The 18,411-nt window shown below is 64.9% G+C and carries 17 protein-coding genes; 10 read left to right on the forward strand and 7 right to left on the reverse strand.

Features of this window, described 5'->3' with window-relative positions; translation table 11 throughout:
• Window positions 1–147: 147 nt before the first annotated feature.
• Entirely contained in the window at window positions 148–1,467 is a 1,320-nt protein-coding gene (locus N8H22_RS01705) for a bifunctional DedA family/phosphatase PAP2 family protein (protein ID WP_264588894.1), read from the forward strand.
• A gap of 60 nt (window positions 1,468–1,527) precedes the next feature.
• On the opposite strand, the gene N8H22_RS01710 is transcribed toward N8H22_RS01705, so the two are convergent.
• From N8H22_RS01710 to N8H22_RS01720, 3 genes are read right to left on the reverse strand one after another with little or no spacing between them, the layout of a single operon-like run.
• A complete protein-coding gene (locus tag N8H22_RS01710; protein ID WP_264588895.1) occupies window positions 1,528–2,118 on the reverse strand; it encodes an LON peptidase substrate-binding domain-containing protein in 591 nt (196 codons plus the stop codon).
• 10 nt (window positions 2,119–2,128) lie between these two features.
• Window positions 2,129–2,848 carry an LrgB family protein gene (locus N8H22_RS01715; protein WP_264588896.1) on the reverse strand — a complete coding sequence of 240 codons (720 nt, stop codon included), beginning with the start codon at window positions 2,846–2,848 and terminating at the stop codon, window positions 2,129–2,131.
• Window positions 2,845–3,207 carry a CidA/LrgA family protein gene (locus tag N8H22_RS01720; protein ID WP_264588897.1) on the reverse strand — a complete coding sequence of 121 codons (363 nt, stop codon included), beginning with the start codon at window positions 3,205–3,207 and terminating at the stop codon, window positions 2,845–2,847. The genes N8H22_RS01715 and N8H22_RS01720 overlap by 4 nt, the downstream gene beginning before the upstream one ends.
• Before the next feature lie 171 nt (window positions 3,208–3,378).
• Here N8H22_RS01720 and N8H22_RS01725 point away from each other — a divergent pair, with 171 nt between their 5' ends.
• The 3 genes from N8H22_RS01725 to N8H22_RS01735 are packed head-to-tail and all read left to right on the forward strand — an operon-like array spanning window position 3,379 to window position 6,220.
• Window positions 3,379–3,834 carry a MaoC family dehydratase gene (locus N8H22_RS01725; protein ID WP_264588898.1) on the forward strand — a complete coding sequence of 152 codons (456 nt, stop codon included), beginning with the start codon at window positions 3,379–3,381 and terminating at the stop codon, window positions 3,832–3,834.
• 45 nt (window positions 3,835–3,879) lie between these two features.
• Entirely contained in the window at window positions 3,880–5,559 is a 1,680-nt protein-coding gene (locus N8H22_RS01730; protein WP_264588899.1) for a C13 family peptidase, read from the forward strand.
• Window positions 5,560–5,578: 19 nt separating this feature from the next.
• The gene (locus N8H22_RS01735) at window positions 5,579–6,220 is read left to right on the forward strand and encodes an oxidoreductase (RefSeq protein WP_264588900.1); all 642 of its coding nucleotides are present in this window, start codon (window positions 5,579–5,581) and stop codon (window positions 6,218–6,220) included.
• 98 nt (window positions 6,221–6,318) lie between these two features.
• Here N8H22_RS01735 and orn read toward each other — a convergent pair whose 3' ends face one another.
• Window positions 6,319–6,861 (reverse strand): oligoribonuclease, encoded by a 543-nt coding sequence (gene orn / locus N8H22_RS01740; RefSeq protein WP_264588901.1) that lies wholly within the window; start codon window positions 6,859–6,861, stop codon window positions 6,319–6,321.
• A 28-nt stretch (window positions 6,862–6,889) separates the two neighbouring features.
• Complete coding sequence (locus N8H22_RS01745; RefSeq protein ID WP_264588902.1) at window positions 6,890–7,699, reverse strand: class I SAM-dependent methyltransferase; 810 nt, start codon at window positions 7,697–7,699, stop codon at window positions 6,890–6,892.
• Between the two features lie 123 nt (window positions 7,700–7,822).
• Between N8H22_RS01745 and rsgA the strand changes: the two genes are divergently transcribed.
• Window positions 7,823–8,854, forward strand: a complete 1,032-nt coding sequence (gene rsgA / locus N8H22_RS01750) for a small ribosomal subunit biogenesis GTPase RsgA (RefSeq protein ID WP_264588903.1) — start codon at window positions 7,823–7,825, stop codon at window positions 8,852–8,854.
• 28 nt (window positions 8,855–8,882) lie between these two features.
• Here the strand turns inward: rsgA and motB are convergent, their stop codons facing one another.
• Together motB and motA are read right to left on the reverse strand one after the other, a co-directional pair.
• Complete coding sequence (gene motB, locus N8H22_RS01755) at window positions 8,883–9,887, reverse strand: flagellar motor protein MotB (RefSeq protein ID WP_264588904.1); 1,005 nt, start codon at window positions 9,885–9,887, stop codon at window positions 8,883–8,885.
• Window positions 9,888–9,896: 9 nt separating this feature from the next.
• Window positions 9,897–10,748 carry a flagellar motor stator protein MotA gene (motA, locus tag N8H22_RS01760; RefSeq protein WP_264588905.1) on the reverse strand — a complete coding sequence of 284 codons (852 nt, stop codon included), beginning with the start codon at window positions 10,746–10,748 and terminating at the stop codon, window positions 9,897–9,899.
• Between the two features lie 157 nt (window positions 10,749–10,905).
• Here motA and N8H22_RS01765 point away from each other — a divergent pair, with 157 nt between their 5' ends.
• From N8H22_RS01765 to N8H22_RS01785, 5 genes are all read left to right on the forward strand, one after another.
• Window positions 10,906–12,429, forward strand: a complete 1,524-nt coding sequence (locus N8H22_RS01765) for an HDOD domain-containing protein (RefSeq protein ID WP_264589325.1) — start codon at window positions 10,906–10,908, stop codon at window positions 12,427–12,429.
• Between the two features lie 45 nt (window positions 12,430–12,474).
• On the forward strand, window positions 12,475–13,290 hold the full coding sequence (locus tag N8H22_RS01770; RefSeq protein ID WP_264588906.1) for a rhodanese-like domain-containing protein: 816 nt from the start codon (window positions 12,475–12,477) through the stop codon (window positions 13,288–13,290).
• Between the two features lie 11 nt (window positions 13,291–13,301).
• Window positions 13,302–14,165 (forward strand): archaetidylserine decarboxylase, encoded by an 864-nt coding sequence (gene asd, locus N8H22_RS01775; protein WP_264588907.1) that lies wholly within the window; start codon window positions 13,302–13,304, stop codon window positions 14,163–14,165.
• A gap of 300 nt (window positions 14,166–14,465) precedes the next feature.
• Window positions 14,466–16,190, forward strand: a complete 1,725-nt coding sequence (locus N8H22_RS01780) for a molecular chaperone (RefSeq protein WP_264589326.1) — start codon at window positions 14,466–14,468, stop codon at window positions 16,188–16,190.
• 61 nt (window positions 16,191–16,251) lie between these two features.
• Window positions 16,252–18,318, forward strand: coding sequence for an EAL domain-containing protein (locus N8H22_RS01785; RefSeq protein WP_264588908.1), 2,067 nt, complete (start codon window positions 16,252–16,254; stop codon window positions 18,316–18,318).
• Window positions 18,319–18,411 lie beyond the last annotated feature (93 nt).

Below are 18,411 nucleotides of genomic sequence, written 5' to 3' on the forward strand. Positions count from 1 at the left end.
ATTATAGACACGCCAGCTCCCCACGCACAGCGGCGTCGGGCGAAAGGGCCGCTCGGCGAACAGCGCCGGCGTCGCTATCATCGGCGCGGAGAAACCCTGCTCGCCGCACCGAGTCGAACAAGGCCTGACCGTCACAAGGAAATCCGCATGAGCCAATGGCTCGAACCCTTCACCGCCTGGCTCGGCACGCACCCGCAGTGGCTTGGCCTGGTCCTGTTCATCGCCGCCTGCGCCGAGTGCCTGGCCGTGGTCGGTCTGCTGATCCCCGGCACCGTGCTGTTGTTCGCCATCGCCATGCTCGCTGGCAGCGGCGCCTTGACCCTGAGCGAGACGCTGCTGCTGGGCTTTGGCGGCGGCCTGCTCGGCGACCTGATCTCCTACGGCCTCGGCCGGCGCTATCACCAGGGCATCCGCCGCCTGCCCGGCCTGCGCCACCACCCCGAGTGGCTGCTGCGCGCCGAGCACTATTTCGCGCGTTATGGCGTCGCTAGTCTGTTGGTCGGCCGCTTCATCGGCCCGCTGCGACCGATGCTGCCGATGACCGCCGGCATGCTCGACATGCCTTTCGGCCGCTTCCTGCTGGTGAGCCTGATCGCGGCGGCCGGCTGGTCGATGGCTTACCTGCTGCCCGGCTGGACCGCCGGTGCCGCGCTGCGCCTGCCCCTGGCCGAAGGCTTCTGGGGCGAAGCGGCGCTGATCGTCGGCGCGATCCTCATGCTGATCGCCGCCGTCATTCACGGCAGCTTCCGCCACCAGCGCTGGGTCAGTGCCATCGCCGCCGGACTCAGCGTGCTGATCCTGCTCGGCCTGTTTATCGGCTGGCCACACTTCAAGGAGTTCGACGAGGGGCTGCTGGCGGTGGTTCAGACCGAGCGCAGCGCGACGATGGATCGCGTCATGGTTCTGATCACCCGAGCTGGCGACTTCCACACGCAGCTGTGGGTCGCAGTGCTGCTCAGCCTGTTGCTGTTGCTCCTGCGCCAGTGGCGCGCCGCCTGCTTCGCCATCGCCACGCTGCTGGGGACGGCACTCGCCAACGGTACGCTGAAGGCGACCTTCGCCCGGGTCCGTCCGGAGGTCCTGATGGAGCCGCTGAACAGCTACAGCTTCCCTAGCGGCCACAGTTCGGCCGCCTTCGCGCTATTCCTCACCCTCGGCGTGCTCGCCGGCCGCGACCAGCCGCCACGGTTACGACTGGCCTGGCTGCTGCTGGCCGGACTGCCGGCCACCGCCATCGCGCTGTCGCGGGTGTATCTGGGCGTGCACTGGAGCACCGACGTGCTCGCCGGCGCCCTGCTCGCCGCCACCGCCTGCTCGCTCAGCCTGACCCTGGTGCAATGGCGGGCACCGCTACCGGCGCTATCGCCGCGAGCCTGGTGGCTGATCCTGCCGGCCTGCCTTGGCCTGCTCGGCGCCTTTTCGGTGTGGGCATTACCAGAGGCGATGCAGATGTATCGCTATGGCTGAAGTCTGCTGCACCATGCGTGACGGTGGTGCTATCTGTGGACAGCAGGAGCTCCACCGCCCCTAGCCCGACAGTTCGCCCTGCAATGCCTCGAGCAGCACCTGAATCTGCGCCAGCTGTTCATCAGGCGCATCCAGCGCCAGCAGTTCGAGCTTCTGTTCGGCCTGAAACGGCAGCAGATAGGCCAGCTGGGCCGCTAGGTCACGCTGGCCGCTTGGCGAACCGCCCATGCCGAGACTCTCGACCATCGGATGGCGAGCAAGCGCCTGCAGCAGCACGACAAGATCGGCGTGCGCCTCGTCGAGCGGCTGTTCGGCCGGTTCGACCAACCAGTGCACTTGGGCGACGCTCAACTGATCGTGCTGCACCTCGGCAGACTCCACGCGAAAGCGCCGCCCGCCCTCGACCCGGATTCCCAACAGGCCGTTGGGCAGCTGCTGCCAGTCGCGGATCAATGCCTCGCAGCCGATCGTGGCATAGGCACTCGGCGCCATGCCGACCTCGTGCCCTTCGAGAATGTGCACCACGCCAAAACCATGACCGGCCTTCAGACAGCGGGTGAGCATGTCCAGATAACGCGGCTCGAACACTTGCAGATCGAGGGTGCAACCGGGAAACAGCACGGTATGCAGCGGGAACAGGGGTAGTTTCATGCTGCCTCCGTCACAACAACAGGGACACCGCCAGCGGCAGCAGCACCGCCGTCATCACCCCCATCAGACTCATGGCCAGTGCCGCGAAGGCACCGCATTCATCGCCCTCCTGCAGCGCCTGGGCCGTGCCCACCGCATGGGCCGTAAGACCGAGGGCCATGCCGCGCGCGGCAGGATGCTGGACACCACAGCGACGCAACAGCGCCGGGCCGAAGATCGCGCCGAGCACCCCGGTGATCATCACGAACACCGCGGCCAGCGCGACGATTCCGCCAATCTGCTCGGCCACCAGCATGGCGATCGGCGAGGTGACGGATTTTGGCGCCAGGGTCATGAGAATCATGCGATCGGCGCCGAACAGCCAGGCCAGCCCCATGCCCAGCGCGGTAGCCGCGGCACCGGCCACCAGCAGAGTGATCACGATCGGCCCGAACAGCTCGCGGATGCGGCGCAGGTTGAGATACAGCGGCACGGCCAGGGCTACCGTTGCCGGGCCGAGCATGACGGTCAGCAGACGCGCGCTATCGGCGTAATCGGCATAGCTGAGCCCGCACAGCAGCAGCACGCCAATCACCAGCAACGCGGACAGCAGCACCGGCTGCAGGAACACCCAGCGGGTCTTCTCGTAGGCGGCGAAGGCCAACTGGAACGCCGTCAGGGTAATGCCAACGCCGAACAGCGGATGGTGGATCAACGCCTGCCAGGCGGCTTGCCACTCGAGCACGATCATGTGCCCTCCTGCCGGCGCTGCTGCCGGCGGATCAATGCCTGCATCAGCCAGCCGGTGAAGACCAGCGAGATCAGCAGGGAAATCACCAGCACACCGACGATCGCCCAGAAATCCTGCAGGATCGCCTCGGTGTAGACCATCACACCTACCGCCGGCGGCACCAGCAACAGCGGCAGATAGCGCAGCAGGCTGCTCGCCGCGAGCTGCAGCGACTCGCTCGCCCGGCCACGCAGCAACAAAGCGACAAACAGCAGAAGCAGGCCAATGATCGGCCCCGGTAGCATCGGTACGAGCAGCACATTGAGTACCGTGCCGAGCAGCTGGAACAGCACCAGCCAGGTCAGGCCGCGTAACAGCATAAGACGCCCCTCCAGCAAAAGTTCGCGATTATAAGCTGCAATGTCTCGCCGGCGCGGCGGCCGGACCTGCTATGACGCGTCATTCGCCACGCCATGCGTGATTGCGCCAGCTCCCTGCGCATGCTGATCTACCGCCAGCGCACAACGACAACAACCCGCTGAGGAAGACTCATGCCCCAAGTACCCATTGAAGAGCTCAAGGACTACATCGGCAAGGATCTCGGCCGCTCCGACTGGCTGACCGTCGATCAGACGCGCGTCGATCAGTTTGCCGAGTGCACCGGCGATCACCAGTTCATCCACGTCGACCCGGAGAAAGCTCGACAGACACCCTTTGGCGGCACCATCGCCCACGGCTTTCTCTCCCTGTCATTGCTGCCGATGCTGATGGGCGACCTGCTGGTCGTCCCGCAAGGCACCCGGATGGCCGTCAACTATGGCCTCGACAGCCTGCGCTTCATCCAGCCGGTGCGAGTCGGTTCGCGGGTGCGCCTGGCCGTGACCCTGCTCGACGCTTTCGAGAAGAATCCAGGCCAATGGCTGCTCAAGGCCCGCGCCGAAATGGAAATCGAAGGCACGGAGAAACCGGCCTATATCGCCGAAACCCTGGCCCTCTGCTTCGTCTGAACGGATTGCGGCATACTGCGGGCATTCCGTCGTCTGGATGTCCGCATGCGTCGCCTTACGCCCCTGCTCCTTGCCTGTCTGCTCGCCGCTTGCGGCGACGGCGAACCCCTGCTGCCGGCAGATGCCGTGCTCCCCGACGGCGGCCGCTATCGCGGCACGTTGGTGAACGGCCTGCTGCACGGCGAGGGACGCATCGACTACCCCAACGGCAGCGGCTATCGGGGCGAGTTCAAGGCGGGCCAGTGGCATGGCCTGGGGGTCTGGCATGGCGCCAATGGCGATCGCTATGAAGGCACTTTCGAGCATGGTTTGTTCCACGGCCAGGGACGCTTCAGTTTTGCCGCCGGCGGCATCTACGAAGGGCAATTTCGCCAGGGGCGCATGCACGGCCTGGGTAGCTTCAGCCAGGACGGCACCACCTATCGCGGCGAGTTCCAGAACGACGTCTATCACGGTGACGGCGTCCTCGAGTACGCCGACGGCCTGCGCTTCCAGGGCCGCTTCGCCAACGGCCAACCCCACGGTCCGGGCACACGCAGCGACGAAGCGGGTTCCTACAGCGGCCAGTTCAGCGAGGGCGTGCTCAACGGTCAAGGCAGCTACCTCGCCAGCAGCGGCGAACGCTACAGCGGCCGCTTCGAGGACGATCAGTTCCACGGCCCGGGCCGCTACGAGGACGGCAACGGCGATGTCTGGGAGGGTCATTTCGTCCACGGCGAACTGACCGGCGAGGGCCGCCATACCGGTGCCGATGGTAGCCGCTACAGCGGCGGATTCCGCCGCTGGCAGTATCACGGCGCCGGCGAACTCGAGCGCCCGGACGGCAGCCGCTATCGCGGCCAGTTCCGCCAGGGCAAGTTCAGCGGTGAAGGCGAACTGACCCTCGCCGACGGCAGCGTGCAACGCGGCAGCTGGCGCAACGGCAGACGCGTGCGTGACGAACTGGGACACCGCCTGCCTGACCCGCTCGAACTGGGTCTGCTGCGGCAGGGAGCACTGCTCGAGCAGGCGCTCGCCGCGCTGCCGCCCTCTACCCCCGCCGCCGAGCTTTACAGCCTGGTGCTCGCTGGCGATGGTCGGCAGAGCGTGTTCCTGCGCGAGGCCGACTACGTGCAGCGCCTGCTGGCCGAACGCTTCGCCGCCCACGGACAGATCAGTCTGGTCAATCATCGCGATCATCTGGCTGAGCGCCCACTGGCGACCCGCGAGAACCTGGCGCGGGCGATCCGCACGCTGGCCGAACGCAGCGGGCCGGAGGACCTGATCTTCATTTATCTCACCAGCCACGGCACCGCCGATCACCGCCTGATCCTGCAGCAGCCACGGCTGGGACTGGACGACCTGTCGGCAACTGAACTGGCCGAACTGATGGGCCCGCTAGCCGAGCGCAGCCAGGTAATGGTCATTTCCGCCTGTTACTCCGGCGGTTTCATCGAACCACTGAAAAGCCCGCAGCGACTGGTGATGACCGCCGCCCGCGCCGACCGGGTGTCCTTCGGGTGCTCGGAGGAGAGCGACTTCACCTACTTTGGCCGAGCACTGTTCGCCGAAGCCCTGCAACAGACCGAAGACATTGTGCAAGCCTTCACGCTGGCGCAAACGAGGGTTGCCGAACGCGAGCAGGCCGACGACTATCAAGCCTCCGAACCCCAGTTGTGGGCGCCCGAGCACGTCGTCAAGCACTGGCGGAAACTGCAGCAGCAACGCCCCGTCACCCCTCATTGATCGCCACAGGAGCACGACCATGTATCTGACGCCCCAGCGCATTCTGCTTGCCGGCGCCACCGGGCTGACCGGCGAACACCTGCTCGACCGATTGCTCAACGAGCCCACCGTGGAGCGCGTGCTGGCGCCGACGCGCAAACCTCTGGCGGTGCATCCGCGCCTGGACAATCCGGTCGGCGCACTGGCATCGCTGCTCGACCAGCTGAGCGGACCGATCGATACCGCATTCTGCTGCCTGGGCAGCACGCTCAAGCAGGCCGGCACGCAGGAAGCCTTCCGCGCCATCGATTTCGAACTGGTGGTCGCCTTCGCCCGGCGCGCCCGGGAACTCGGTGCGCGTCACCTGCTGGTGATCAGCTCGCTGGGCGCAAGCCTGGACAGCCCGCTCTTCTACTGCCGGGTCAAGGGCGAGATGGAAGCAGCCCTGCAGGCGCAGGACTGGCCACAGCTGACGATCGCACGCCCTGCACAGCTGCTCGGCCCGCGGCTGGAACTGCGCCTGAGCGAACGCCTGGCCGCACCGCTGTCGCAGCTGCTGCCGGGCAAATACCACGGCATCGAGGCGTGTACGCTGGCCCGCGCGCTCTGGCGCCTGGCGCTGGAGGAAGGCGACGGGGTGCGCATCGTCGAATCGGACGAACTGAGAAAGCTCGGCAAGTAGGTCGGGGTTCTTCGCGACGCGCAGATACAGGGGCGGAGCCTCCCGGCGCGGCACCAACCTGCGAAGGATGAGGCCAGGCTTGCCTGACCTCTCAGCAGTCAGACCTTGATGAAATGCTCGCGATAGTGACGCAGCTCGGCGATAGAGTCGCGGATGTCATCCAGCGCCAGATGCGTGCTGCTCTTCTTGAAGCCTTCCATGATCTGCGGCGCCCAGCGTGCGGCCAGTTCCTTGAGGGTCGAGACGTCCAGATTGCGGTAATGGAAATAGGCTTCCAGCGTCGGCATCTGCCGGTAGAGGAAACGTCGATCCTGACAGATGCTGTTGCCGCAGATCGGCGACTTGCCCTTCGGCACCCACTGCTCGAGAAACGCCAGGGTCTGGGCTTCGGCTTCGGCAGTCGAGACACGACTTTCGCGTACGCGCTGGGTCAGGCCGGAACCACCGTGCTGGCGGGTGTTCCACTCGTCCATCCGCGCCAGCACCTCGTCACTCTGATGCACTGCGATCACCGGCCCCTCGGCCAGCACGTTGAGCTGACTGTCGGTGACGATGGTCGCCATCTCGATGATCACATCGGTATCCGGATCCAGACCGGTCATTTCCAGGTCGATCCAGATCAGGTTCTGCGCATTCTGCATGGTGGGCTCCTTGGCTGTGGCGCGCAGTTTAGCCGGTCGCGCCCTGTCCGTCAGGTGAGCGGCGGCCGCCCGGTCGCCAGATCAACAGCTGAGAATCCCGCCAGTCGCTGACGGCCAGCCGCTCCTCGGGTTCGACGCCCGGCACCCCGAAGCTGTTGCTGATCAGCAGCGCATCCGCTCGCATCTGCGCACTGGCCTTGCGCCACAGCGCCGGCATCGGCGCCGGAGAGAGAAAGCAGTAGACCACCTCAAAATCCGCCAGATCGACCCGCCACAGGTTGCGGAAAACGATCCGGCAGTTCGACCGCGGCAGGCAGCGCAGCCAGGCGATGGCGAACGTCAGCGGCGCCGTTTCCACACCGACGAAACGCGCCTGCGGAAAGGCCCGCGCCAGGCGCGACAAGCTGCCCGCCAACCCGCAGCCCAGATCGACGAAGCGGAAGTGCCCCGGCAGTGCGCGGAGGCGCTGTTGCAGACAGCGCTCCGTGGCAGTCCCGGTCAAGTACAGCGGCACGCGCTCGACAAAGGCGTTCCAGTTCAATAGCAGCAACAGCACCAGCGCGGCCGCCGGAAGCCACGTCGGCAGACTGTGATTCTGGAGCAACGCCAGCCCCGGGACGAAGCCGAGGTTGATCGGCAACCACCAGGAAGACAGCCCCAGGCGGGCACCCAATAACGCCGCGATCACGCCCTGCACCACAGCCGCCTGCAACAGGGACAGCCGGACGTCCAGCAGGCGCAACGCGCCCAGCAGCAACAGCCAGGTCAGCAGCACCGCTGCGAACTGCGCACAGAGCGCAGTCAGAATTGGAAGACGGGAGCGCAGCGAATCGAACATGGCAGGCGACGGTCCGGAACGGCCCGCCAGTCTACCCGCCACACCCGCCCCGAAACAGGCCGCCAGCCCCCGCGTGAGGCCATGCTAGACTCGCGTTCCTTCATCGACTGACAGCCCAACCACATGGCCAAACGCCAACTCAACCGCCGGCAGAACTGGCGCATCGAGAAAATCCAGGAAGAACGTGCCGCACGTGCCGCACGCCGTGAATCACGGGCACTGGAGGAACTGGAGGGGGGCGATCTGGGGCCGGAGCAGTTCGGCCTGGTGATCGCCCACTTCGGCGTACAAGTGGAGGTGGAGGCGCAGGAAGGCGAACACAGCGGTCAGGTCTTCCGCTGCCACCTGCGCGCCAACCTGCCGGCATTGGTCACTGGCGATCGGGTGGTATGGCGTCCGGGCAATCAGGGTATCGGCGTGATCGTCGCACAGCTGCCCCGACACTCGGAGCTGTGCCGCCCGGACACCCGCGGCCAGCTCAAACCGGTAGCAGCCAATGTCGACCTGATCGTGATCGTCTTCGCCCCGTTGCCCGAGCCCCATGCCAACCTGATCGACCGCTACCTGGTCGCCGCCGAGCACGCTGGCATCCGCCCGCTGCTGCTATTGAACAAGGCGGATCTGATCGACGAGCAGAACGAGGGGGCGCTGAATGCGCTGCTGGCGGTTTATCGCACTCTGGGTTATCCGCTGCTGGAAGTGTCCGCGCACGGCGGCGCCGGAATGGACGAACTGCGGGCCAGACTCGACGGCCACGTCAGCGTGTTCGTCGGACAATCCGGTGTGGGCAAGTCCTCGCTGGTGAACAGCCTGCTGCCCGGCGTGGACACACGCGTCGGCGCGCTCTCGGAGCTGACCGGCAAGGGCACGCACACCACCACCACGGCGCGACTGTTCCATTTCCCCGGCGGTGGCGAGCTGATCGACTCTCCGGGCATTCGCGAATTCGGCCTCGGACATGTCAGTCGCGACGACGTCGAGGCTGGCTTCATCGAATTCGCCAATCTGCTCGGGCACTGCCGTTTCCGCGACTGCAAGCATGATCGCGAACCCGGTTGCGCTCTGCTCAAGGCACTCGAGGACGGGCGCATTCAGCCACAGCGCATGGCCAGCTACCGGCACATCCTCAGCAGCCTGCCCGACTCCGATTACTGACCCGCTGCCCTAGCGACGACCGCGACCATCAGCGCACCGGCTGATCGAACTTCAACACGCCTTCCTCGAAGATGTTCAACCGCTCGCGCAGCTGCTCCGGTTGCAGCGGTGCCCCCGGCGCTCCGGGCTCGGGTGCGGTTGCCGACGGCGCGCCGGCCTCTTCGTCTTCGCCTCCGGCCGGCGCAGGCTGCTCGCCTTCGATGGTGCGCTGCGCCTTCTTGGTCAGCACGAGAATATCGATGCGCCGATTGATGGGGTTGAGCGGGTCCTTGCGATCGAACAGCGCCGACGACGCGTAACCGACGACGCGAGCAATCTGCTCCTCCGGATAGCCGCCGGCCACCAGGGTGCGCCGGGCCGCATTGGCACGACTGGCAGACAGCTCCCAGTTGCCGAAATCGGTGCGCCCGAGATAAGGCTTGGCATCGGTATGTCCACTGATGCTGATCTTGTTCGGCACCGCGCGAATGGTGTCGCCCATGGCCAGCAGAATGTCCTCGAAATAAGGCTGCAGCTGGGCACTGCCGAGGGCGAACATCGGCCGGTTCTCGGCATCCATGATCTGGATGCGCAGGCCATCCTTGGTGATCTCGAAGAGGATCTGGTCCTTGAAGCGTCTCAGGTCGGGATTCTCGTCGACCTTGTTCTGCAACTCCTGCAGCAGCAGCTCGAGCCGCTCCCGCTCGAGCTGCTCGGCGAAGGTTTCGGCCTGCTCGGCATCGATCTTCGATTCCGCCTGCTGCACCGCCGGATCGATCTCCGGATGGAGGGTGCGGTCCGGCGACGGCGTGGGCGTGCCGCCCAGGTCGATGACGTGCGGACTGGCGCTTTCGGTGAAGCCGATCGGATCCTGGAAGTAGCCGGAAATGGCGCGCTTCTGCTCCGGCGTGGCCGAACTCATCAGCCACATCACCAGGAAGAACGCCATCATCGCCGTCATGAAGTCGGCGAAGGCGATCTTCCAGGCACCACCATGATGGCCGCCGGCGGTCTTCTTGACCCGCTTGACGATGATCGGTTGGTTGTTGTCCATGCGCGGGCCTTAGCTGCCACGCATGGCTTGTTCGAGCTCGGAGAAGCTCGGCCGGTGGGCATGGAACAGCACCTTGCGCCCGAACTCGACGGCCAGCGTCGGCGGCATGCCGGAGGCCGAGGCGACGAGGGTGGCCTTGATCGCCTCGTAGAGGTTCAGTTCTTCCCTGGCATCGTGCTCGAGCGCCGCCGACAGCGGGCCGAAGAAGCCGTAGGCAGCAAGAATGCCGAGGAAGGTACCGACCAGCGCGGCGCCGACCTTCTCGCCAATCTCGGCGTTGTTCGCATCGGCCAGCACCGACATGGTCAGCACGATGCCGAGCACCGCAGCCACGATCCCCATCGCCGGCAAGCCGTCGGCGATTCGGTTAACGGCGTGCGACGGGTGCTCCAGCTCTTCCTTCAGGCTGGCCAGTTCCATGTCGAACAACCCTTCCAGCTCGTGCGGCGCCATGTTGCCGGAGGACATGATGCGCAGGTAATCGCAGATGAAAGCAGTCATCCGCTCATCCTTCAGCACGCCGGGATACTTGCTGAACAGTGGGCTGGCGGCCGGATCCTCGAGATCGGCCTCGATGGCCATCATGCCCTCGCGGCGGCTCTTGTTGAGTATCGAATAGAGCAGGCCGAGCACTTCCAGATAGTAGGTTTGAGTGAAGCGGCTGCTGAACATCTTCAGCGATTTCTGGAACACGATCTTCGTGGTGCTGGCCGGATTGGCCTGCAGAAAGCCGCCCAGTGCAGCGCCGCCAATGATCATCACCTCGAATGGATGGATGAGCGCGGCGAGCGCACCGCCCGAGAGGATGAAACCACCGAGCACACTGCCGATTACCACGAGAATGCCGAGAATCTTGACCATAGGTACCGTCTGGAAAACTGAATGCGGACCGACCGGAACGAGGCGAAGCACGCCGGTCTGGCGCTGCGTCAAGGAGGGTATCTGAAAGAATTGTTCTGGTTATCGGAACTTTTGCGCCAGACTAAAGGCCATCCCGATGAAAAGCCAGTTCGGCGCCATGACCACAACGACTTCGCTTCCTCGCAGCATCCCCGCCTGGATCAAACTTCTCGACGATACCCAGCTACCTGCGTTTGCCTCTACGCATGAAAGCGTTCGCCAAGCGTTGCGCGACAGCAGCCAGTCCATGCGCCAGATCGCCGAACTGATCCAGCCCAGCCCGGTGCTCGCGCTTTGCTTCATCCGCGAAGCCAACAGGCATCGCGCCGCCGACAGCAAGCCCGCCGAGAGCCTCGAAACCGCGCTCAGCCGCATCGGTCTGCAACGCGCCGAACAACTGCTCAACCGCATCCCCGCAGCGCAAACCAGCGATATTCCCCACGCCCTGCGACAGATGGTGCTGATCAGCCGGCACGCCAGCCAGCAGGCCAACGGCCTGTTCGCCGGCCGGTTGGCGCGCCTGTGGCAAGACATCCACTGGGGCAGTCTGCTGTTTCTCTCGCCAGTGTGGGCATTACTCGCGGCCCATCCACCATTGCTCGAAGCTTGGGAGCAGCGCGTGCTGGTTAACGGCGAACCGGCCAGCCGCGTCGAACAGCAGCTGCTTGGCGTCTCGTTATTGGAGCTGTGCCTGCGTGTCGCCGAACACTGGCACCTGCCGGACTGGATCATTCAGGGCTACCGCCTGCTCAGCGGCAATCGGCGCCTGCTGGTCAAGGCACTGCACATCGCCCGTGACAACGAGCATCCGCTGCATCAACAGCAGATGCTCGATGCCGATCCCGAACTACGCCGCTGGCTGACCCTGCCGAGCAACACCATCGTGCTCGCCAACGGCCTGGCGCTATCGGCCCACCATAGTTGGAGTGGTGTGCACACCCTGCGCTGGCAGCACCTGGCCGGACTCTATCTGCAGCTGCCCCTGGCACAACTGCAGCAACTGGTGCACCAGCAGGCCGTGAACAGCGCCCGCGCGTTCGGCCCGACCGACCTCTGGCACCCAGCACAAGGACTGCTGTGGCCTTGGGATAGTCGCTTCCAGCGGGAGAAAATCGGCACCGCGAGCACACCCGACGCCCAGGCACTGGCCCTCTGGCGTGACAGCTGCCGGCAGCTACTCCAAGAGCCCAGCCCGTTCAGCAACGTGCTACAGCTGACAGCCTGCGCGCGCACGGCCGTGACCAGCATCGGCATGCAACGTGCCTTGCTGATGCTGCTCGACCGCAAGAATCAGCGCCTGGTCGCCCAGCAGGATGTCGGCTTGCCGCCACACGCCGCACGCCTGATCCTCGACCCCGCGCAAAGCCAGGTACTGCGCCGCCTGCTGGAAAAGCCGGCACTGCTGCGCCTGAAGCCAGAAAACATGGCGATGTTCTCGGCGCTGCTACCCGGCACGCTCAAGGCACTGTTTGCTGGCGAGCATCTGTTGTTGCGCTCGCTGGGCAGCGGCGGCCGCGTGGTGATGCTGCTGATCGCCGATCAGGGCAACGCTCCGTTCAGTGATGCGACCCTGCAAGCGTTCGACAAGACCATGCAGTGCATCGAGCGAGCGCTGAGCCACTTCAGCAAGCGCGGCGCCTGAGCTTTTTCGCTAGACTTCGCCTTCACCGACTAGCCGAGGCCTGCCGTGTCCGCCTTTTCCAACCTGCCGCTGGTGATCGAACCTGCCGATCTGGCCGAACGCCTGCATGCGCCCGAACTGATTCTCGTCGACTTGACCAGCGCTGCGCGCTATGCCGAAGGCCACCTGCCCGGCGCCCGCTTCGTTGATCCGAAACAGACCCAACTGGGCCAACCGCCGGCACCGGGACTACTGCCACCCAAGGCACAGCTCGAGGCGCTGTTCGGCGCTCTCGGCCATCGCCGCGAAGCAGTTTATGTGGTGTACGACGACGAAGGCGGCGGCTGGGCCGGTCGCTTCATCTGGCTGCTCGACGTTATCGGTCATCACCGCTACCACTACCTCAATGGCGGGCTGCATGCCTGGCTGGCCGAGCAGCGACCGCTGTCGCAGCAGGTACCGCCGGCCGTCGACGGTTCGGTGGTACTGGAACTCGACAGCGCGCCGATCGCTACCCGTGAGTACATCGAAAGCCGCCTCGGCGCTGACGATCTGGTGATCTGGGACGCACGCTCCGCGCAGGAATACCGCGGCGAGAAGGTGCTTGCCGCACGTGGCGGCCATATTCCCGACGCAGTGAATTTCGAATGGACCGCAGGCATGGACGCCGCACGCGCGCTGCGCATCCGCGGCGATATCGCCGAGCAGCTCAGCGCGCTCGGCATCGTGCCGGAAAAGGAAGTCATCACCCATTGCCAGACGCATCATCGCTCCGGCTTCACCTACCTGCTGGCCAAAGCTCTGGGCTATCCCCGCGTCAAGGGCTACGCCGGCTCCTGGGGCGAGTGGGGCAATCTGCCCGATACGCCGATCCAGCCATGAAAAGGTCATCCATGAAAGATCGCTTGTTCGTAATCAGCCAGTACCTGCTGCCGCATCACCTGATCTCGCGCCTGGCCGGCTGCCTCGCCGAATGTCGCCTGCCGTGGGTGAAGAACACCTTCATCCAGTGGTTTGCCCGGCATTTCCAGGTGGACATGAGTCAGGCCCAGGTCGAGGACCTCACCGCCTATGAGCATTTCAACGCCTTCTTCACCCGCGCACTGAAAGACGGGGCACGTCCGCTGGACCCGACATCCGGTGCCATCCTCAACCCATGTGACGGCGCCATCAGCCAGCTGGGCAAGATCGAACAAGGCCGCATCGTCCAGGCCAAGGGCCACAGCTACAGCGTGATGGAACTGCTCGGCGGCGACCATGAGCGTGCTGCCCCGTTCATGGGTGGCGACTTTGCCACCATCTACCTGTCGCCCAAGGACTACCACCGCGTCCACATGCCGCTCAGCGGCACCCTGCGCGAAATGGTCTACGTGCCGGGCCGGATCTTCTCGGTGAACACCGTGACCACCCAGGGCGTGCCGGAGCTGTTCGCCCGCAACGAGCGCGTGGTGTGCATCTTCGACACCGAGCGCGGACCGATGGCGATGGTGCTGGTCGGCGCGATGATCGTCGCCAGTATCGAAACCGTCTGGGCCGGCCTGGTCACGCCGCCCAAGCGCACGCTGAAGACGTTCCGCTACGACGAAGCCGCGCGGGCGCCGATCCAGCTGGAGAAAGGCGCCGAGATGGGCCGCTTCAAGCTCGGCTCCACAGTCATCCTGCTCTTCGGACCGGAGCAGGTGCGCTGGGCCGAACAACTGGGGCCGCTGAGCCCGGTCTGCATGGGCGAAGCGCTCGGCCAGGCGAAACTCGACTGAGATTTAACCGCCGCCTTTCGCCCAACGGCGAAGGCGGCGGCGCGGAACGCCTCCTGACTGCACCGCTGGCACCCAGCACGTGCGGCATTACTGCATTACGGAACTACCGATCATCGGATAATATCAAAGAGCCATCACTCGCCATGAACTATGGCACGATGCCAGCTGATAAAGTTCGCCGATAGACGTGCCGATGTAAGAGCTGCAGGAGTTTGCCGGTTGCAAAGCCAACATTTGCTATTACGCGTACCCACACCGACCCAGCAGAGCCTGTCCTTCTGCGAAGTCAACGTGCGCGCCATGCAGCAATGGCTTTCCGGCCTGCCCAAGGCCAATCTGGGCGAGATGGCCCGTCAGCTGTACCAGGCGCTGGTGGAACTCAACCAATTGCGCGTCCCGTCGCAGACCCGGCTGCAGTTGCTCGAGCTGCTGCGTCCGGAAGTGCATTACGTCTGCACCCACCTCGAGCGGCATTACCTCAACCAGCCGATCGTACTCGGCGAACGACCACGCAAGGTTGCCGGCCTCTGCCAGGCTCTGCAGAACCACCTCGCCACTGGCTACAAGCTGATCGTCGTCCGCGTCATCGCGCGACCGGAACGCGATCGCCAACAACTGCTGACGGTCGCCCTGCAGCGTGCGGTGCATAGCCTCGTGGCTTTGCTGGTGCGTTCGACCCAGCTGTACAGCCCAGCCGCCGAGAGCCTCTGGCTGGAGCTGCACAGGCTTTACCAGCTGGCCACGCAAAACGCGCTGCAAGGCGTTCCGGTACGTGACGAACTGGCGCATGACGGCCACGCCCTAAGTACCGAGCAGTGCTACATCGCCGCACTGCTGCTCGGCTGCGCCCGCTGCAACCAGATGCGCCAGCAGGCTGTTGCCCAGCTGAGCAAGGCACTCGAAGCGTGGAGCACGCTAGTTACTCTGCAATCGGCCGTCTCGGCGTCCAGCCTGTTCGTCTTCTCGCCCCAGAGCGACAGTGCACCGCGCTATCGTTCGCTGTTCGCTCGCGATGCGCTGCAGAGCATGCTGGGAATCGATCCGAGTCGACTGGTCGTCGCGATCACCGACCATCTGCGTCTGGCTGCGGAGTATCGCGAGCGCTCGGCATTGCCGGCAGCGAGCGGCATCGGCGATGAGCTGTTGCTGCATGTGAGTGCCGCCTGGGGTGATATCTCCGAACGCACCTTCCAGCGCACCCCAGCCAACGGCTCGTTGCGCCTGTGCATCGGCATGACCGCACTGCACTACCAACTTGCCGGCCAGCGCCCCTTCAATGCCGTGCTGGAACGCCACGAGGAACCCAGCTGCGCGATCTTCAAGGCCAACAACGGCGCAGCGGACATCTGGGCAACCGCTTTCGACGCCCAGAGCAGCGCGACCGACAACATGCTGCCCGATGAGCACATCGAATTCGTCCGTCCGACAATCCGCAGCGAAACACCGCCACCCGTCACAGCTCCTACCGAAGAGGCTTACCCCACCTTCGAGGTGCAGCTGGTCAACCATAGCCCCGGCGGTTACTGCCTGGCCTGGCCGGCCGAGGTGCCCGCACAATTGCAGGCCGGCGAGTTGCTGGGCCTGCGCGACGGCGGCGACAAGGGCTGGAGTGTCGCCGTGGTGCGCTGGATCCGCCAGGTCCGCGGGGGCGGGGCGCAGATGGGTATCGAGCTGATCGCACCCCAGGCGCAGCCGTGTGGCCTGCGTCTGCTGCGCAAGGCCGAACAGGCCAGCGAATACTTACGTGCGCTGCTTCTGCCGGAGATCGCCGCGATCTCGCAGCCAGCCACGCTGATCGCTCCGCGCCTGCCGTTCCAGCAAGGCCACAAGGTGCTGATCAACCAGGACGGCGAGGAACAGCGCGCAGTGCTCAATCGCCGCCAGAGCCATACTGGCAACTACAACCAGTTCGAGTACCGTCTCATCGGCGAGCTACCGGCCGAGCGAGAGACCCTGGTCACAGCCTGGGGAACGCAAGGAAACAGCAGCGATGGAGATTTTGACTCGCTCTGGAAGTCGCTGTAGATTGCCGGCACTCGTATTTCCGCCCCTTCGCGCCCTGTCGGCGCGCTATTGATCTGTCGCCATGGCCCTGCAAAAGAAAACCATCCGCCTGCTGATCCTCGAGGATTCGCAGAACGAAGCCGAGCGTCTGGTCAGTCTGTTCCGCAATGCCGGGCAGGCCACCCGCGTCCATCGGCTCACCTCGAGCGACGACCTGGCAGACGCCCTGCAACAAACCTGGGATCTGCTGATCAGCGCACCGAGCAGCGAAAACCTCGAGCCGAGCGAAGCCATCAGCGCCATCCGCCGGCAGTCCAAGGACATCCCGATCATCCAGCTCACCGAGGGCCATGACGCCGAGGCGATCACCGATGCGCTGCAGCTCGGCGCGCAGGATGCACTCCCTCAGGGCGAGGACGAATGGCTGATCCTGGTCGCCAACCGCGAACTGGCCAACCTCGAGGAGCGCCGAGCGCGCCGCTCGGCGGAAGTGGCGCTGCGCGAAGCCGAGAAGCGCTGCCAGCTGCTGCTCGACAGCTCGGTGGATGCCATCGCCTACGTACACGACGGCATGCACATCTACGCCAACCGCGCCTATCTGGAGCTGTTTGGCTACGAGGATGTCGAGGATCTCGAAGGCATGCCGATGATCGACCTGATCGAAGCCTGCGATCAGGTCAACTTCAAGACCTTCCTGAAGAACTACCAGACGCTCGAAGGCAGCAGCGAACTGACCTGCGGCGGCGTGCGCGCCGACGGCGAAAGCTTCAAGGCACGCATGCACTTCTCGCCGGCATCCTACGATGGCGAACCCTGCATCCAGGTGGTGATTCGCGCCGAAAGCGACAGCGCCGAACTGCAGAAACTGCGCGAGATCAGCACCCAGGACCCGATTACCGGTCTGCACAACCGCAACCACTTCGCCGAATTGGTCGATGCCGCCGTCGAGCGCGCAGTCAACGCCAGCCAGAACGCCAGCCTGGCCTATATCCGCGTTGATCGCTTCGCCGGCCTACAGGCGGAAATCGGCCTGAGCGATGCAGACCGCCTGCTGCGCCAGCTGGCCGACCTGCTGCGCGACCACTTCGGTTCGAGCGCGCAGTTGGCCCGTTTCGCCGACGACGTATTCACCGTATTGCAGCCTGGCGTTACCCCGCATCAGGTAGAACCGGACCTGAAGAAACTGCTCAGCCGGGTCGAGGGTCACCTGTTCGACATCGACGGGCGCACCGTGCAGACCAGCCTGAGCATCGGCGTCGCCGGTCTGGACGAGAAAACCGCACGCGCGCAGGACGTCATCGAACGTGCGCATCGCTGCGCCGACGACCTCACCGACGGCAACGCCCTGAAGCTCTACAACCCGGCCGATGAACTGGCAGCCGCCGCGAATCGCGGCAGTATCGTGGCGATGCTGCAGCAGGCACTGGAGACCAACAGCTTCCGCTTGCTGTTCCAGCCGATCATCAGCCTGCGCGGTGACAGTCACGAACATTACGAGGTGCTGCTACGCCTGCTTGACCCACAAGGCGCCGAAGTGCCGCCGGCGCAGTTCCTGAGCGCTGCCAGCGACGCGGGCCTGGCCGGCAAGATCGACCGCTGGGTGATCCTCAACTCGATCAAGCTGCTCGCCGAGCATCGCACCAAAGGCCACAGTACGCGGCTATTCCTGCACCTGTCCGGCGCCAGCCTGCAAGACGCCGGACTGCTGCCCTGGCTCGGGGTCGTGCTGAAGGCGGCTCGCCTGCCGGCCGATGCGCTGGTGTTCGAGCTCAACGAGCCAGACGCCGTGGCCTATCTCAAGCCTGCCAAGGCGCTGGCCGAGGGCTTGGGCGAGTTGGGCTGCCACCTGGCGCTTAGCAACTTCGGCTGCGCGCTCAACCCCTTCAATACGCTTCGGCACCTGAACGCCGAGTTCATCAAGGTCGACGGATCCTACACTCAGGATCTGAGCCGCCAGGAAAATCAGGAAGCCCTGAAGCAGCTGCTCGCCGAACTGCATGAGCACAAGCGTCAGAGCATCGTGCCCTTCGTCGAGAGCGCCACGGTCCTGGCCACCCTCTGGCAGGCCGGAGTCAGCTATATTCAGGGCCATTACCTGCAGGGCCCCAGCCAGTCGATGGACTACAACTTCTCTTCCGACGAAGAGTAACGCGCTCGGCAAACGAGCGCGGCGGCGAGGTCAAACGTCGGCAGCTTGATCAGGATCAGCCAGGCGTCACATCACTCGACTAGAGTGTCCGGA

It is taken from the genome of Stutzerimonas sp. S1 (genome assembly GCF_025966695.1).
Lineage (GTDB): Bacteria > Pseudomonadota > Gammaproteobacteria > Pseudomonadales > Pseudomonadaceae > Stutzerimonas.

Bases quoted from the DNA above. Each gene is read 5' to 3' on its own strand.
- N8H22_RS01705 (WP_264588894.1), top strand. From the start codon at position 148: ATGAGCCAATGGCTCGAACCCTTCACCGCCTGGCTCGGCACGCACCCG.
- N8H22_RS01710 (WP_264588895.1), bottom strand. From the start codon at position 2,118: ATGAAACTACCCCTGTTCCCGCTGCATACCGTGCTGTTTCCCGGTTGC.
- N8H22_RS01715 (WP_264588896.1), bottom strand. From the start codon at position 2,848: ATGATCGTGCTCGAGTGGCAAGCCGCCTGGCAGGCGTTGATCCACCAT.
- N8H22_RS01720 (WP_264588897.1), bottom strand. From the start codon at position 3,207: ATGCTGTTACGCGGCCTGACCTGGCTGGTGCTGTTCCAGCTGCTCGGC.
- N8H22_RS01725 (WP_264588898.1), top strand. From the start codon at position 3,379: ATGCCCCAAGTACCCATTGAAGAGCTCAAGGACTACATCGGCAAGGAT.
- N8H22_RS01730 (WP_264588899.1), top strand. From the start codon at position 3,880: ATGCGTCGCCTTACGCCCCTGCTCCTTGCCTGTCTGCTCGCCGCTTGC.
- N8H22_RS01735 (WP_264588900.1), top strand. From the start codon at position 5,579: ATGTATCTGACGCCCCAGCGCATTCTGCTTGCCGGCGCCACCGGGCTG.
- orn (WP_264588901.1), bottom strand. From the start codon at position 6,861: ATGCAGAATGCGCAGAACCTGATCTGGATCGACCTGGAAATGACCGGT.
- N8H22_RS01745 (WP_264588902.1), bottom strand. From the start codon at position 7,699: ATGTTCGATTCGCTGCGCTCCCGTCTTCCAATTCTGACTGCGCTCTGT.
- rsgA (WP_264588903.1), top strand. From the start codon at position 7,823: ATGGCCAAACGCCAACTCAACCGCCGGCAGAACTGGCGCATCGAGAAA.
- motB (WP_264588904.1), bottom strand. From the start codon at position 9,887: ATGGACAACAACCAACCGATCATCGTCAAGCGGGTCAAGAAGACCGCC.
- motA (WP_264588905.1), bottom strand. From the start codon at position 10,748: ATGGTCAAGATTCTCGGCATTCTCGTGGTAATCGGCAGTGTGCTCGGT.
- N8H22_RS01765 (WP_264589325.1), top strand. From the start codon at position 10,906: ATGACCACAACGACTTCGCTTCCTCGCAGCATCCCCGCCTGGATCAAA.
- asd (WP_264588907.1), top strand. From the start codon at position 13,302: ATGAAAGATCGCTTGTTCGTAATCAGCCAGTACCTGCTGCCGCATCAC.
- N8H22_RS01780 (WP_264589326.1), top strand. From the start codon at position 14,466: ATGCAGCAATGGCTTTCCGGCCTGCCCAAGGCCAATCTGGGCGAGATG.
- N8H22_RS01785 (WP_264588908.1), top strand. From the start codon at position 16,252: ATGGCCCTGCAAAAGAAAACCATCCGCCTGCTGATCCTCGAGGATTCG.